The organism is Novosphingobium sp. Gsoil 351 (genome assembly GCF_009707465.1).
Lineage (GTDB): Bacteria > Pseudomonadota > Alphaproteobacteria > Sphingomonadales > Sphingomonadaceae > Novosphingobium.
The window spans coordinates 1,758,422-1,773,698 of sequence record NZ_CP046120.1 but is presented as its reverse complement, the minus strand read 5'-3'; the positions used below and the strand labels follow the sequence as shown (position 1 = coordinate 1,773,698).

General features: G+C 67.7%; 17 protein-coding genes. 8 read left to right on the top strand and 9 right to left on the bottom strand.

Going from position 1 to position 15,277, the window contains the following annotated elements:
- Positions 1–3 precede the first annotated feature (3 nt).
- Positions 4–1,284 carry a ferredoxin:protochlorophyllide reductase (ATP-dependent) subunit N gene (locus GKE62_RS08515; protein WP_154691875.1) on the bottom strand — a complete coding sequence of 427 codons (1,281 nt, stop codon included), beginning with the start codon at positions 1,282–1,284 and terminating at the stop codon, positions 4–6.
- The gene (gene bchF / locus GKE62_RS08510) at positions 1,281–1,736 is read right to left on the bottom strand and encodes a 2-vinyl bacteriochlorophyllide hydratase (RefSeq protein WP_230207016.1); all 456 of its coding nucleotides are present in this window, start codon (positions 1,734–1,736) and stop codon (positions 1,281–1,283) included. Before bchF ends, GKE62_RS08515 begins: the two co-directional genes overlap by 4 nt.
- A 377-nt stretch (positions 1,737–2,113) precedes the next feature.
- On the opposite strand from bchF, the gene GKE62_RS08505 reads away from it, so the two are divergent.
- From GKE62_RS08505 to GKE62_RS08475, 8 genes are read left to right on the top strand one after another with little or no spacing between them, the layout of a single operon-like run.
- Positions 2,114–2,920 carry a B12-binding domain-containing protein gene (locus GKE62_RS08505; protein WP_154691873.1) on the top strand — a complete coding sequence of 269 codons (807 nt, stop codon included), beginning with the start codon at positions 2,114–2,116 and terminating at the stop codon, positions 2,918–2,920.
- A gap of 13 nt (positions 2,921–2,933) precedes the next feature.
- A complete protein-coding gene (locus GKE62_RS18940; protein ID WP_230207015.1) occupies positions 2,934–3,959 on the top strand; it encodes a PAS domain-containing protein in 1,026 nt (341 codons plus the stop codon).
- On the top strand, positions 3,841–4,371 hold the full coding sequence (locus tag GKE62_RS18935) for a helix-turn-helix domain-containing protein (RefSeq protein WP_230207069.1): 531 nt from the start codon (positions 3,841–3,843) through the stop codon (positions 4,369–4,371). Before GKE62_RS18940 ends, GKE62_RS18935 begins: the two co-directional genes overlap by 119 nt.
- 52 nt (positions 4,372–4,423) lie before the next feature.
- On the top strand, positions 4,424–5,338 hold the full coding sequence (gene chlG, locus GKE62_RS08495) for a chlorophyll synthase ChlG (protein ID WP_154691872.1): 915 nt from the start codon (positions 4,424–4,426) through the stop codon (positions 5,336–5,338).
- Entirely contained in the window at positions 5,335–6,648 is a 1,314-nt protein-coding gene (locus GKE62_RS08490; RefSeq protein ID WP_230207014.1) for a BCD family MFS transporter, read from the top strand. Before chlG ends, GKE62_RS08490 begins: the two co-directional genes overlap by 4 nt.
- A complete protein-coding gene (locus tag GKE62_RS08485) occupies positions 6,645–7,838 on the top strand; it encodes a geranylgeranyl diphosphate reductase (RefSeq protein WP_154691871.1) in 1,194 nt (397 codons plus the stop codon). Before GKE62_RS08490 ends, GKE62_RS08485 begins: the two co-directional genes overlap by 4 nt.
- Positions 7,835–8,329, top strand: a complete 495-nt coding sequence (locus GKE62_RS08480) for a TspO/MBR family protein (RefSeq protein WP_230207013.1) — start codon at positions 7,835–7,837, stop codon at positions 8,327–8,329. Before GKE62_RS08485 ends, GKE62_RS08480 begins: the two co-directional genes overlap by 4 nt.
- Before the next feature lie 8 nt (positions 8,330–8,337).
- Positions 8,338–8,619 (top strand): hypothetical protein, encoded by a 282-nt coding sequence (locus tag GKE62_RS08475; RefSeq protein ID WP_195908678.1) that lies wholly within the window; start codon positions 8,338–8,340, stop codon positions 8,617–8,619.
- A 94-nt stretch (positions 8,620–8,713) separates the two neighbouring features.
- Here the strand turns inward: GKE62_RS08475 and pufC are convergent, their stop codons facing one another.
- The 7 genes from pufC to bchY form a co-directional block, all read right to left on the bottom strand.
- Entirely contained in the window at positions 8,714–9,799 is a 1,086-nt protein-coding gene (gene pufC / locus GKE62_RS08470) for a photosynthetic reaction center cytochrome PufC (protein ID WP_154691870.1), read from the bottom strand.
- Positions 9,796–10,764 (bottom strand): photosynthetic reaction center subunit M, encoded by a 969-nt coding sequence (gene pufM, locus GKE62_RS08465; RefSeq protein WP_154691869.1) that lies wholly within the window; start codon positions 10,762–10,764, stop codon positions 9,796–9,798. Before pufM ends, pufC begins: the two co-directional genes overlap by 4 nt.
- A gap of 13 nt (positions 10,765–10,777) precedes the next feature.
- Entirely contained in the window at positions 10,778–11,617 is an 840-nt protein-coding gene (gene pufL / locus GKE62_RS08460; RefSeq protein WP_154691868.1) for a photosynthetic reaction center subunit L, read from the bottom strand.
- Between the two features lie 117 nt (positions 11,618–11,734).
- Complete coding sequence (pufA, locus tag GKE62_RS08455; protein ID WP_154691867.1) at positions 11,735–11,923, bottom strand: light-harvesting antenna LH1, alpha subunit; 189 nt, start codon at positions 11,921–11,923, stop codon at positions 11,735–11,737.
- A 73-nt stretch (positions 11,924–11,996) separates the two neighbouring features.
- Positions 11,997–12,161, bottom strand: coding sequence for a light-harvesting antenna LH1, beta subunit (pufB, locus tag GKE62_RS08450; protein WP_154691866.1), 165 nt, complete (start codon positions 12,159–12,161; stop codon positions 11,997–11,999).
- 138 nt (positions 12,162–12,299) lie between these two features.
- Entirely contained in the window at positions 12,300–13,742 is a 1,443-nt protein-coding gene (gene bchZ / locus GKE62_RS08445) for a chlorophyllide a reductase subunit Z (RefSeq protein ID WP_154691865.1), read from the bottom strand.
- On the bottom strand, positions 13,739–15,274 hold the full coding sequence (bchY, locus tag GKE62_RS08440; RefSeq protein ID WP_154691864.1) for a chlorophyllide a reductase subunit Y: 1,536 nt from the start codon (positions 15,272–15,274) through the stop codon (positions 13,739–13,741). The genes bchZ and bchY overlap by 4 nt, the downstream gene beginning before the upstream one ends.
- Between the last annotated feature and the right edge of the window lie 3 nt (positions 15,275–15,277).

The following is a 15,277-nucleotide window of genomic DNA, read 5'->3' as shown; positions in this document are numbered from 1 at the left end:
GCGCTAGACCCGCAACACGTCGCGGCGGCGCAGGGGCCGCGCGAACAGTTCGGCGAGGTCGCCCGCCTGGTCGAACCCGTGGATCGGCGAGAACACCAGCTCGATCGACCACTTGGTGGCAAAGCCTTCGGCTTCGAGCGGGTTGGCGAGACCCAGACCGCAGACGGTCAGATCGGGCTTGTCCGCGCGCACCCGGTCGAGCTGGCGATCGACGTCCTGGCCCTCGCTCAGCCGCGCGCTTTCGGGCAGCAGCTCCAACTCGCGCGCCATCTGCGCCTTGTTGAGATAGGGGGTGCCGACTTCGAGCGGGATCATCCCCAGCTCGGTCGACAGGAACCGGGCGAGCGGGATTTCGAGCTGCGAATCGGGCAGGAAGCTGATCGTCTTGCCCGCCAGCCGTTCCTGGCTGTGCTCAAGCGCGCGCTTGGCCCGCGCCCGCCCCGGCGCGACGACACGGTTGAAGTCCATCTCGGCGACCCCGAATGCCTCGGCGGCGGCGCGCAGCCAGGCGGTGGTACCCTCCGCCCCGAACGGAAACAGTGCATCGAGCCGCCGCGCGCCGCGATCTTCGAGCGCGCGCGCAGTCTCGGTCAGGAATGGCTGGGCGAGCAGGAAACGCGTCTGCGGTCCGACCGCGGGCAGGTCACAGGCGCGCCGCGCGGGCAGGCAGCCGACGCGGGTAATGCCCAACTCGGCGAACAGGCGGAGGAACTGATCCTCGACGATGTCGGGCAGCGAACCGACGATCAGCAGTTCGGTCGGGCCGTTTGGATCGCCCGCGGGCATCTCGGGCACCAGCGCGGTCAGGCAGGCGTCCTCGCCCTCGGTGAACGTGGTCTCGATCCCGCTGCCCGAATAGTTGAGGATGCGCACCGCCCCGGCGTGCTTCGCGCCGATCCGCTGCGCCGCCTTCGACAGGTCGAGCTTGATCACCTCGGACGGGCACGAACCGACCAGGAACAGCGTCCTGATCTCGGGCCGCCGCGCGAGCAGCCGGTCGACCACGCGGTCGAGCTCCTCGTGGCAGTCGGCCATTCCGGCCAGATCGCGCTCCTCGATGATCGCGGTCGCGAAGCGCGGCTCGGCGAAGATCATTACCCCCGCGGCCGATTGCAGCAGGTGCGCACACGTCCGTGAGCCGACCACCAGGAAGAACGCGTCCTGCATCTTGCGATGCAGCCAGACGATCCCGGTAAGACCGCAGAAAACCTCCCGCTGCCCTCTTTCGCGCAGCACCGGTGCGCGTTCGAGCACCGGCGCGGCGGCGGGCAGCGCGGGGGTCATGCGGAAGCCGCCTGGAGCCGCGCGGCGCGCAGCTTGAGCAGGAACTGGGTGGCGTTGATTACGTAAGCCGCATAACCGGCAAGTGCGACCCCGAGCCGCTGCTCGAGCGTTCCGATGCCGCCGAACAGCATCGCCAGATAGGCGGTGTGCAGCGCCAGCACGAGCATCGAGAACACGTCTTCCCAGAAGAACGCCGGAACGAACAGCCATTTGCCGAAGACGGCTTTTTCCCAGATCGACCCGGTGATCATGATCGCATAGAGCGCGGCGGTCTTGGCCAGCACCGAAGTATCCGCCGCCCAGGCGCCTTCGCCCGTCGCCAGGCAGCGCAGGACCAGCGCCAGGCTGATCAGGAAAATCGCGAACTGAACCGGCGCGAGGATACCCTGGACGAGCGTCCAGGGTGACGCGTCTCGGCGTTCGCGTTCTTCGCTTGTGTAAAGGGGGCGCATCGCGCGGCGGCCAGCCCGAACCGGGCCCTCGACCGCAAAAACAGATGCTTCCCCAACCATGCCGAGCGTATCTACCTTTCGCTGGTCGCCACGAGACTACGACTCGTTTGCAGCCAGTGTCAATCATTCTGGACGACAAGAAAAATTGACAGGGTCGGGGGTTGCGCGTTGCCTTAATGAGCGTAGGCTGAACGGATTCGGGGGAGTCGAAACATCGACACGCCGGGTCACAGGCAAGATTCTACGAGCGAATTTTGCCACCACACTCAGACCGGGAGAGTCTGCGCATGGCCACGGTGATCCGTTTTACAGACGACGAGCCTCGCAGGCGCATGCGAGGGCCGCCGAGTGGCCGTCGCAGCCGTCGTCTCGAAACAGTGGACGCGCCGATCGAGGCCAATTCCCACGCCGCCCTGAGTACGCTGATAGAAGGGGAGATCATCCCCCAGTTGCTGGCCGCCCATGGTGTGCCCAGATCGCCCGCCGATATCGCCCGGTCCGCGCGGATTTCGGCCGAAGATGTCCGCCGTTTCGTCCCGCTCGCATTGGTGCTCGAAGCAGACGAACTGCTTGAGCACGTCGAAGGGCTGCTCGCGCGGGGGATCGCCGCGGAGTCGATCTTCGTCGATCTTCTCGCCCCGGCTGCGCGCAAGCTTGGCGAATTCTGGGAGAGCGACACCTGCGATTTCGTCGATGTGACGATCGGGCTGTGGCGTCTGCAGGAAGTGATGCGCGAGATCGCCTGGCGCACCCCGGCCATATCCGGTTCGCTGTTCTCGGCGCGGACGGCGTTGTTCAGTCCGATCCCGGGCGATCAGCACAGCTTCGGCACGTTGATGGTCGAAGAGATCTTTTCGCGGGGCGGATGGCAGAGCGAACTACTCATCGAGCCGCAGCGGCGCGATCTACTAACGATGGTGGGCGGGAGGCATTTCGATCTGATTGGATTGACCGTATCGCGCGATTGCCATAGCGGCGAGCTTTCCGACCTTATCACCGCGGTGCGCAGCGTATCCCTCAATCCCAAGCTTTATGTGATGCTCGGCGGCCGGGCGATCAACGACGACCCGGGGTTGGCCGACCTGGCCGGCGCGGACGGCACAGCGCCCGATGGACCCACGGCGTTGGCGCTGGCCGAGCGACTGGTCGTCAAGGCCGAGCCGCGAACAGCGCTGGCCTGTTGAGCGGGAGGCATGGTTGACCGGGATTCGGCACCCGAGCGAAAGCCTCAAGGGCATAGCGGACAAGGCGCCGTTCAGTAGCCCTGAAGCGATCTTCGGCGATTTTGACGCCGGGGTCGGCATGCGCCTCGCGATGGCCGCCGGCGATATCGCGCTGGTGCTCGACACAACCGGAAGGATCGTCGACATATCGGCCAACCCGGTCGAGTTTCCCGACATGAACACGTGGGCCGGCTCGCTTTGGAGCGAGACGGTTACGATCGAGAGCCGGATCAAGGTTGCCGAAATGCTCGAATGCGCCCGCAAGGGCGAGACCCAGCGCTGGCGGCAGGTCAACCACATCTCGCGCGGCGGCGATGTGGCGGTTCGCTACACGGTGGTTCCGCTCGCAGGTGGCAGGCGGACGATAGCGCTAGGCCGCGACATGCGCGATTCTGCCGCGCTCCAGCAGCGCCTGCTCCAAGCCCAGCAATCGCTGGAACGCGATTATATGCGGCTGCGCCAGGTCGAAACGCGGTACCGGCTGCTGTTCGACATGTCGGCCGAGCCGGTCCTGATTGTCGACGCCGACACCCAGCGGATCCGCGAGGCCAATCCCGCCGCGCACGAACTGCTCGCCGCGCGGCCCGGAACGCTTGCCGGGCAGCGGCTGACCGCGCTGTTCGCGCGCACCGCCCGCGAACCGCTGCTCGCGTTCCTGGGGTCGGTGATGACTTCCAACTCAGTCTCGCCGATCGAAGTGGAATACGGCCACGGCGAACGTACCCTGACTCTCTCTGCGACCGGATTCCGCCAGCATGGCGGTCGTTTCCCTGCTCGTGCGGCTGGGTCAAACGGCACCCGCGTCGCGCGAAGCGACCCCGCTGCTCGAGGTGATCGAGCGGATGCCCGACGCCTTCGTGGTCGCCGATGCGAGCATGAAGATTGTCATCGCCAACAACGCCTTCGTCGAACTCGCCGAGGCCGCGACTTTCGACCAACTGCGCGGTCGGGCGCTGGCCGACTTCGTTGGCCGGCCGGGTATCGACCTCGAGCTGATTGAAAACCAGCTGACCAAGCACGGCTTTGCGCGCAACGTTGGCACCGTGGTGCGCGGGCGGAACGGCGAAAGCGAGGAGCCGGTCGAGCTGTCCGCAGTGCGCACTGGCGGCGAGACACCGCACTATGGCTTCGCAATCCGCCAGATCGGTCGCCGCCTGCGCGATCTGCCGCCGGCCTCGCAGGAGCTGCCACGTTCGGTCGAGCAGCTCACCGAACTGGTCGGGCGCGTCGCTCTCAAGGACATCGTGCGAGAGAGCACCGACCTGATCGAACGGCTGTGCATCGAGGCGGCACTGTCCTACACCTCGGACAACCGCGCCTCCGCCGCCGAAGTGCTCGGCCTCAGCCGCCAGAGCCTCTATTCGAAGCTGCACCGCTATGGTCTCGGCAATCTGATGGACGAATCCGAGTAGCGCGTGTCATAATGGTTTGACGGTCCCGACTGTCAGGCATAGCCTTCCAACCGTGACACGAACGGTCGTCCCGCCAGTATCGGCTCCTGTTCCCGCACCGCGCCCCAAGCCGGCCGACGTGCTCGAACTGCTCAAGCCGATCACCTGGTTTCCGCCGATCTGGGCGTTCGGATGCGGGATCGTTTCCTCGGGCAGTTCGCCGAGCGGGCGCTGGGCCTTCGTGATCGCCGGCATGGCGCTGACCGGACCCTTGGTCTGCGGCACCAGCCAGGCGGTCAACGATTGGTTCGACCGCCATGTCGACGCGATAAACGAACCCGACCGTCCGATCCCGTCGGGGCGCATCGCGGGGCACTGGGGGCTGTGGATCGCCTGCATCGGCACGGTGCTGGCGCTGGCCGTGGCGTTCGCGACGGGTCCTTGGGTTTTGATCGCCACGCTGTTCGGGATCGCCTGCGCCTGGGCTTACAGCGCGCCGCCGTTCCGCTTCAAGACCAGCGGCTGGCTGGGCCCCGCGGTTGTCGCGCTTTGCTATGAAGGCCTGAGCTGGTTCACCGGGGCCAGCGTGATGGCGGGGGGCCTGCCGCCGGACCGGGTGCTGGCGGTGATCGCGCTGTACAGCGCGGGCGCGCACGGGATCATGACGCTCAACGATTTCAAGGCGGTAGAGGGAGATCGCGCCACCGGGCTGCGCTCGCTGCCCGTGACGCTGGGCGTGGCCAACGCGGCCCGGCTGGCCTGCGCGGTGATGGCGTTGGCGCAAGTCGGGGTGATCGCGCTGCTGGCGATGTGGGGGATGCTGCTGCCTGCTGCGATCGTGACCGTGCTGCTCTTCGCCCAGTTCCTGGCCATGCCCAAGTTGCTGCGCGATCCTGCGGCCAACGCACCGTGGTACGGGGGAACCGGGATCACGCTCTATGTGCTCGGCATGCTCGCCAGCGCGCTGGGGCTGGGAGGCTACTGGTGAACTCGATCCGACCGGGGGCGTGGATCGGCTGGACCGGGATCTTCCGGTTGGGGCTGGTCCAGGCCTCGATCGGCGCGATTGCGATGCTCGCGACCTCGCTGCTCAACCGGGTGATGGTGGTCGAGTACGGGTTCGCCGCGGCGATCCCGGCAGGGCTGGTAGCGTGGCATTATGCGGTCCAGCTCTCGCGCCCGCTATGGGGGCAGGGTTCGGACAACGGGCGGCGGCGCACGCCCTGGATCGTCGGCGGGATGGCGATCCTGGCGGCGGGCGCGCTGCTCGCCGTCGAAGCGACGACCCTTCACTCGATGATGCCCGCGGGCGCGATGACGCTGGCGATCGCGGGGTTCACGCTGATCGGCGCGGGGGTCGGCGCGGCGGGCACCTCGATGCTGGCGCTGCTCGCGTCGGGCGTCGCGCCCGAACGGCGCGCAGCGGCCGCCTCGGTCACGTGGATCATGATGGTCGCGGGGATCGTGGTCTCGGCGGGCGTGGCGGGAGCGCTGCTCGAGCCGTTTTCGCAAGGCCGCCTGATCCGCGTCGCCGCCGGGGTCGCGGGATGCGCCTTGGCGTTGACCTGCCTTGCCACCTGGCGCCTCGAACGCGGCGGTTCGCCCGCGGCGACGGTAAAAAGCGATCCACCGCCCGAGCTGCGCGAAGCGTTGCGCGAGATTTTCGGCGAGGGCGAGGCGCGCCGCTTCACCCTGTTCATCTTCGTCTCGATGCTCGCCTATTCGATGCAGGACCTGATCCTCGAGCCGTTCGCGGGCCTCGTCTTCGCGATGAGCCCCGGCCAGTCGACCCAGCTTTCCGGCACCCAGCATGGCGGCGTGCTGCTGGGGATGATCATGGCGGGAATCGGCGGCAGCGCGTTCGCGGGGAGACTGCCTTCCGACTTGCGCATCTGGATCGTCGGCGGCTGCCTCGGTTCGGCGCTGGCGCTAAGTGGGCTGGCCGTCGCGGCGAGCTTCGGTGCCGGCTGGCCGCTCGCCGCCAACGTCTTCGCGCTGGGCTTCGCCAACGGCGTGTTCGCGGTCTCGGCGATCGGCGCGATGATGGGGCTGGCGGGCGCGGGGGCGCGGACCCGCGAGGGCGTGCGGATGGGCGTGTGGGGCGCGGCCCAGGCGATCGCCTTCGGATTGGGCGGGCTGACCGGCGCGCTCGGCGTCGATTTCGCGCGTGCCGACGGGATGGGCACCGCCGCCGCTTTCCGCCTGATTTTCGCCTGCGAGGCGGGGCTGTTCGCGCTCGCCGCACTGCTCGCGGTCAGCGCCGCGCGAAGGAGTACCCAGACGGTGCGTTCGACATGAAAGAGGCGATCTATGACGCGGTGGTGATCGGCGGTGGCCCCGCGGGGGCGACCGCGGCCGCCGATCTTGCAGGCAAGGGCCGCAAGGTGCTGTTGCTCGACCGTGCCGGGCGGATCAAGCCGTGTGGCGGCGCAGTACCGCCACGCCTCCTCAAGGACTTCGCGATCCCCGACAGCCTGCTGGTCGCGCGCGCGCGCTCGGCGCGGATGGTCTCGCCCGCCAATCGCCGGGTCGACATGCCGGTGGGCGAGATCGGTTTCGTCGGGATGGTCGACCGCGACGTGTTCGACGAATGGCTGCGCGCGCGCGCTGCCGCCGCCGGGGCCGAGCGCCGCACCGGGGTGTTCGAACGGATCGAGCGCGACGAGGACGGCACTGCGGTGTGGTATCGCGACGCGCGCGGCGAGGAATTGCGCGAGGTTCGCACCCGGCTGGTGATCGGCGCTGACGGCGCGCGTTCGGCGGTGGCCCGGCAGAATCTGCCCGGGGCCGAGCGGATCCCTTGCGTGTTCGCCTATCACGAGATCGTCGCCTCGCCCCCGTCGACCCCCGAAGGCTTCGACGGTGGGCGCTGCGACGTCTATTACCAGGGCAAGCTTTCGCCCGATTTCTACGCCTGGGTGTTTCCGCATGGCGAGACCGCGAGCATCGGGGTCGGCAGCGCCAACAAGGGCTTTTCGCTGCGTGGCGCGGTGAAGGAAATGCGCGGCGATCTGGGTCTGACCGACTGCGCCACCATCCGCAGCGAAGGCGCGCCGATCCCGCTCAAGCCGCTCAAACGCTGGGACAACGGCCGCGATGTGCTGCTCGCCGGCGACGCCGCCGGGGTGGTTGCCCCGGCTTCGGGAGAGGGGATCTACTACGCGATGACCGGCGGCCGCGCCGCGGCCGATGCGGGCGAGGCGTTTCTCGCCACCGGCAACCCGCGCGCGCTCAAGTCCGCGCGCAAGGCGTTCATGCGCGAGCACGGGCGGGTGTTCTGGGTGCTGGGGATAATGCAGCGGTTCTGGTACTCGAGCGACGAGCGGCGCGAGCGGTTCGTGGCGATGTGCGCCGATGCCGACGTGCAGGAGCTGACCTGGCAGGCCTATATGAACAAGCGCCTGGTGCGGGCCAAGCCGCTTGCCCATTTGCGGATATTTTTCAAGGACATGGGGCATCTGCTGCGGTTGAGGCCGCTGCCGCAGTGAGCGTGCAGGTAAGCCGCAGCTGGATCGCCCCGGTAACGATCGCGGCTTTCGCGGCGATCCTGGTCGGCGTGGTCGGGGGCACCATCACCGATCTGGGGCCGTGGTATCAGGCGTTGCGCAAGCCCGACTGGAACCCGCCCGGCCCGGCCTTCGGAATCATCTGGACGGTGGTCTTCACCCTGACCGCGAGCGCCGCGGTGACCGCCTGGCGGCAGACCGCGAGCAGCCGCGAGGCCGACACGCTGGTCTGGATGTTCGCGCTGAACGGCTTCCTTAACCTGCTGTGGAGCCTGATCTTTTTCCGCCTCCAACGGCCTGACTGGGCGTTCGGCGAGCTGATCGCGCTGTGGTGCTCGATCGCCGCGCTGATCCTGGTGTGCGGGCGCCTGTCGCGCACCGCCGGGCTGCTGCTGGCGCCCTATCTGGTGTGGGTCACGATCGCGGGCGCGCTCAACTGGCAGATCGTCGCGCTCAACGGCCCGTTCCGCTGAGCGACGCGATGGCATGGCTGTTCGCCAGCGGCCACGCCGCCGATTTCATTCTCGTCGTGCTCGCCGTCGAGGCGTTCTGGCTGGTCGCGCGTGGGCGCGAGGCTCTCCCAGTCGCTCTACTGCTGCTGCCAGCCGTGCTGCTGATCGTCGCATTGCGTGGCGCTCTGACCGGTGCCGCCTGGCCGTGGATCGCGCTGCCGCTGGCGCTGTCGTTCCCGGTGCATCTGGCGGACGTGAAGAGGCGGGGACGATCCTCCCAGGGACGGGGAAGTGGCAGCGCGAAGCGCTGACGGAGGGGGACGCCTTCTCACGCAACGCCGCGTGGTGGCGCGAAACCCCTCTACCAGCTTCGCTGGTCCCCCTCCCCGTGCCGGGGAGGATCGCCTACCGCGTCGCCGTCGTCCCAGCCCCCGCAGCAGGCGCTGCCGCCGGGGCGGGCGCGGGCATCATCGGCGCCGCCGTCTGGGTGTACCCCCCGTGCAACAGGGCCGGATAGTCCTTGCTCATCGCGACTCCGCCCAGCGGCTTGTTCTGGCCGCGGTGGCAGGTGGTGCAGTTGACCTTGAACGGATCGCCGCCCTCGCCCTTGCGGTTGGCGGGGAAGACGGCGCTCAGCGGCCCGATGTACTTCCCGTTGATGTCGCGGACCATCCGCAGGCCGTACCAGGCGGTGGCGCGCGGCGGGTTGCTGGTCGCCCAGGTCTGGAACGACTGCGCGTTGTGGCAATAGGTGCAGTTCACCCCCAGCGCCTGGGTGATGTGCATCATCATCGCATAGCTGGCCTCGGTCTGCTTGATCGAGATCCTGTCCGCGGGCGAAGGATGCGAGGTCTTGGCCACTACTCGGACGTCCTCGGGCGTCGTCCCGCCAAGCAGGTACTTGGCCACCGCCGCGTTGGGCAGCGAGGAATACGCCGAGTTGGAGACCGGATCGTTCTGGCCGTGACGGTTGCCGACGATGCTGGTCGGATCGGCGGCGGGCAGCGTCCAGTGCTCGCTCGGCACCGCCTGGCCGCGGTGGCAGGTGTAGCAGGTCACCCCGGTCTTGCCGACGTGGCTGGTCCAGCCCTGGTTGATCCCGCGCGTCATCTGCAGCATCCGCCGCGCGACGACCTTGGTGTAGAGTTCGTCCGACGCCATGTTCGCCGGGTTGTGGCAATAGTTGCAACCCTCGGCCGGCGCGACCCACTGGGTGATCGCGGCCATCGTGTAGTTGAACTGCTCGTCTGAAATGTCGCCCAGCACCTGGACGTTCTTGTAGACGTTGCCGGCGGGCGTGCCGCCGGTCGCGGCGGGTGGATCGTACGGAGGCGCGGGCACGGCGCTCGCCGCGGCGGCAGCGGAGACCTTGATGGTATCCATGCCGGTGCCGCGAAAGCCGTTCTGGTGGGTGGTCTTGGGCGCCAGCTCGCAGGCGCCCAGAACCAGCGGCAACGTTGCCGCCGCGGCGACGAGAATAGGTCTCCTCATTGTCCGACGCTCCCCAGACCGGCGGGGTCGGGGACCCCGGCTACAGGATAGGACGGCGCGTAGTGATGCTGCTGCGCCCATAGATACCAGTTGTCGACCACCGTCCCGGTCAGCAGGATGCCGATCCCGCCGGTCAGCGTGGTCAGCACCGCGAACCACCAGGCCCAGCGGTGGATCGATTCCATCGTCGCGTTGAAGCCCATCGTCCAGCGCCAGAACAGCGCGGCGCGTTCCGAGGCGGTGCCGCGATCGGTGATCTGCTCGATCTCGCGCTCGCCGCCATAGCGGCCCACCGCCAGGATCGTCGCGCCGTGCATCGCGAAGAGCAGCGTCGAACCATAGAGGAACGCGATCGAAAGCGCGTGGAACGGGTTGTAGAACAGGTTGCCGTACCGGATCGAGAACGCCGCGGTCCAATCGAGGTGCGGGAAGATCCCGAACGGCACGCTCTCAGCCCAGCTGCCCATCAGCATCGGCCGGATGAACCCGAGCACGAGCATCAGCCAGATCGCCGAAAGGAACGCCCAGGCGACGTGCGTGCCCATCCCCAGCGCGCGGGCGCGGCGGTAGGTGCGAAGCCACCACAGCAGCACCGAGGCGGTGAGCGAGAAGCCGGCGAGCTGCCACCACCCGCCTTGGGCCAGCGGCACGAAGAAGGTGAAGCCCCACTCGGGCCCCGGCGGCTCGAGCGCCAGCCAGGGCAGCAGGCGGATGAACTGGATGAAGTTCCAGTTGACCGAGGCGAGCATGTTGAGCCCGATAATCTCGATCGCCAGGAAGCCGAACATCAGCGATGCGGTGCCCAGCCAGCCGAGATAGATCGGGCCGACTTGCGCCCCGCCGATCCGGCCGAACAGGTCGCTGAAGCCGATCCCGCCGCTGCGCTCTTCGCCGGGCGGCAGCGGGATGCCGTATTCGGGCGCGCGGAGCTGAACCTGGGTGAAGATGTTCTGATAACGAGCCATTATCGTTGCTCCCTCACGACCAGATCGGCAGGTTGAGCCACCAGGTCCACCACTCGGGCCAGCCCTTGGTCCACAGCGGTCCGCTGATGATGATGCACACCGCGCTCCAGAACGCCGCGTTGAGCGCGAGTAGGAGGCCGAGGCGGTGGATGCCCAGCGTTCCGATCGAATAGCCGATCAGATCGCGGAAGAAGGTGTCCTCGTATTCCGGGGTCTTGACCTCGCCGGGGGTGCCGTCGGGGTTGTTGGGCGGATTGACCGCCGAAAGCACCAGGCTGCCGTGCAGCGCCAGCGCCAGCGCGGTGGTGAAGAAGAAGCTCACCGCCAGCATGTGCGCCGGGTTGTAATGGAAATGGAGGTACTGGTAGCCGGTGTTCGAGACCCAATCCAAGTGGCTGAAGATGCCATAGGGAAAGCCGAAGTGCCACGCGCCCAGCAGCACCGGGCGGATCACCACCAGCGAGAAGTAGGCGAAGATCGCGAAGCCGAAGGCGACGGGCACGTGATAGCCCATGCCCAGCTTGCGGCAGATTTCGACCTCGCGCGCCGCCCACGAGGTGAACGAGATCAGCGCGCAGACCGTGATGATCTGCCAGAAACCGCCCTGGTTGAGCGGGGCCAGGCCGAGGCCGTAGGACAAGTCCGGCGGCGCGATCGAGATCAGCCACGGGTTCCAGGTCGGTCCCTGCGACGCGGCGTAGAAGATCAGCGCGGTGCCGAGCGAGGCGAATATCGCGGTGACCACGCCGAAGAAGCCGACGTAAAACGGGCCGACCCAGAAGTCGAACAGGTCTCCGCCGATCAGGGTGCCTCCGCGCACGCGGTATTTCCGCTCGAAGCTGAGCAGCGCCATAGCTTTATCCTCCCCCGCCGCAGTTCGGCGGGACCCGTGTTATCGTCATTCGCCAACGGCTGGCGACCGCGGGAGACGGCGGCTTTGTGGGCCGCCGCCCCTCGCAACAGCCGTGGGTCAGGTCGCCGGCGGAGCCGCTGCCGCGGGTGCCGCCATCGGCGCCGCCGCATCGTGCGGGCCATCGAGCCAGTTGTACTTATTGGTGCTGAGCAGGATGAAGTGAATCACCAGAGCCAGCACGAACAGGAAAATGAACAGTGCCACGAGGGCCCTGCGCGGGTCGAAAATGAGCCAGATTCTCCACATGGTCGTTATCCTTGCGAAATGAACATTATCTCGCCCCGGACCGTGTTTGGTGAGGAGCGACTGTCGAAGTGGCTCAGAGCCACGGCCTCCACATCCACACGAGGATATGGGCGACGATGGCGACCGCGGTGAAGCCGAGGAAGCTGCTCATGAACAGCTTGTGGAATTCCTTGGCCTCCTCGGGGGTGAGGTAGGTCCTCAGCCCGAAGCGATCGTCGCGTGGTGTCGGATCATTCATAGCTCCATCTCCAGTCTTGCCTTGCTGTGCGAGAAGCGGCTGGCGCCCCTCCGGCGGTATCCCCCGAGCGAGTCGTGGGGATTTCTGAGCCCGCGGCGCGGGCAATGGGGTGAAAACTGCGGGGGCGAGGGCCGCGCATCAGCCGGCTCCCTCCAAAAGGGCGTCGGCCAGCCGATCGGCGGTGACGCGGTCGTCGCCGGCGCGGCGCGCGGCGCGTTCGGCGGCATCGCGCAGGCGCTTGGCGGCGGATATCCGAACCAGCACCGGCTGCGCCTCGACCAGGGCGTCGAGCTTGGCCTTGGCGTCGGCGTCCCACGCCAGTTCGCGGTGCGGCCGCGCCGGGGTCGCTTCGACTGCGTCGAGCTGGGTCGAGAGCGGGATGATGTTGAACAACGCGTCGAACAGCGCGTTGCACACTTCCTGGACGAGGTAGGTCGCGCCCGAATAGCCCATGAACGGCGTGCCGGTGTGGCGGCGGATCGCCGCGCCTGGGAAGCTCGCCGGAATGTAGATGCTGCGCGCGTTGCACTCGGCGAGATACATCCGCTCGTTGTAGCTGCCGAACACCACCAGCGGCGGCGCGGCGTGGATCGCGGCGCGGACTTCTTCGTTCTTCGGCTTGATCCCGGCGCTGCGGCTGAACGCGAATGCACAGGGCAGCCCCATGTCGTCTTCGAGGAAGTGACGGATGCCGCGCGCATAGGTCTCGTTGGCGACGATCCCGAAATTGGCGGTGGCGAAGAAGTCCTGGGTGACCGATCGCCACAGGTCCCACAGCGGCTTGATCGTGGTGTGCTTTTCCTGCGCGATGAACGGTTCGGGATCGAGGCCCAGTTCGGCGCCCAGCGCGCGCAGGAAGGCGGTGGTCGAGCTGAGCCCGACCGGGGCCTGGAAATATGGCCGCTCGAGCACCTCGCACAAATTGCGCCCGTATTCGCGGTAGAGGCAGACGTTGGCCTCGGCATCGGCCAGGCGGCGAACGTCGGCAAGGTGGCTGCCGAGCGGAAAGGCCATGTTGACCTGGGCCCCGATGCCTTCGACGAGGCGGCGGATTTCCGCGACGTCCGAGGCCATGTTGAACATGCCGTAAGCCGGGCCGATGATGTTGACCCGGGGCTTCTCGCCCTCCTTGCGCTCCTTGAGCGCCGGCACCGCCTTGGGGCCGAATTCCTTCCACAGCCACGACAGCGCGCGGTCGGCGCACTGCCACTGGTCCTCGTCGATCGTGCGCGGCAGGAAGCGCTTGATGTTGGTGCCTTCGGGGGTCACCCCGCCGCCGATCATCTCGGCGATCGATCCGGTCACGACCACTGCGGGCAGATCGGGATCGAGCGTCTTCCACGCCCGCTTCATCGCGCCTTCGGTGCCGGTCTTGCCGAGTTCTTCTTCACCCAGCCCGGTAACCACGATCGGCAGCTCGTGCGGGGGAAGCCCGTCGGTGTAGTGGAGCACCGACGTCACCGGCAGGTTCTCGCACCCCACGGGGCCGTCGATGATCACCTGCAGACCCTTGATCGCGGTGAACACGTAGACCGCGCCCCAGTATCCGCCCGCGCGATCGTGATCGAGGACCAGGGTCATGATCCCACCGCCTCGGCGGCCTTGCGCGCGGCTTCGTTCAAGGCGGCGTACTTCTTCTTGAACTGCGGGCGATCCTGCGGGGTCTCGTCCCAGATCCCCGCGGCGTGGCCCTCGCCGACGCCTTCGAAGAATTCGCGCATCTTGTCGAAGCGCGCCTTGTTGCCCATCGCGGCGTTGATCACCGCGGCGAGGCTTCCCGCCCCGGCGACGCCCATCAGCGGGCGCGCGGAGATCAGGTTGGTGAAATAGAGCGCGGGGATCGCCCGCGATTTGGCGTGCTGGACCACCGGGGTGGTGCCGATCGCCAGGTCGGGCCCGAACTCGTCGACCGCGGCGAGATCCTGTTCGAGGCTGGCGCGGTATTGGACGCGCACGCCCTTGGCTTCGAGCCATTCGCGGTCGGGATCGGACCAGCGGGTTCGGGGACAGGCGCTGCCGACGTAGGGCACATCCGCGCCGCTCTCGATCAGCAGCCGGGCGACGAGCAGCTCGGACCCTTCATAGCCCGAAACCGTGATCCGCCCCTTGATCGGATTGGCGGCGAGCGCGCCGCGGATCGCGGGGACGAAGCGGTTCTTGGCCACATCGACTTTTTCCTGAGCGATACCGCACGCCGAGCCGATCGCGTCGAGCCACGCCGCCGTTCCGTCCGCGCCGACCGGCGCCGATCCCACGATGCCTCGCCCCGCGGCCTCGAATTCGCGGACGCTGGCGGTGTAAAACGGATGGATCGCGGCGACCGCGGCGCAATCGAGCGCGGCATAGAGCTCGCGCCATTCGCGTGTCGGCACCACCGGCCCGGCGGCGAGGCCGAGCGGTTCGAGCATCATCCCCACCCCGACCGGATCGGCGGGGAACATCTCGCCCAGCAGGGTGATAGTCGGCTTGTCCGAACGGGTCTTCGGCGCGGCGACTGGGCCTTCCTCGACCTCGCCGCGCGCATAGTTCAGCATCGCGCCCGCCAGCACGTCCTTGGCCTCGGCGTGGGTCGGGATGCCGAAGCCCGGCACGTCGATGCCGATGATCCGCACGCCGTTGATCGATTTGCCGAGCAGCCGCAGCGGTACTCCGCTGGCGGTCGGCACGCACAAGTTGGTGACGACGATCGCGTCGTAGTTGGCCGGATCGGCGAGGCCCTCGACCGCTTCCTTGATGTCCTCGAACAGCTTGCCGGTGACCAGCGTCTCCGAGCTGAACGGAACGTAGCCGACGCTGCGCCGCGCGCCGTAGAAGTGCGAGGTGAAGGTCAGGCCATAGACGCAGCAGGCCGAGCCCGAGAGCACGGTCGCGGTGCGCCGCATCCTGAGGCCTACCCGAAGCGACCCAAACGCCGGGCACATCGATTGCGGCTGGTCGTGCGGTCCCTGTGGGTAATCCTGTGCGTAACGATCGAGGATCTCGCTCTTGCCCGCTGCCTTAGCGGCTTCGCGCATCGTCTCCGCCCCGCCGTGGCAGCCGCCGGCTTCGGCGACGGGATCGAGATCGATCCGGTCGCGTTCGCGCGTCGCCACGGGAAGGGCGAGGTCGGTCATGCG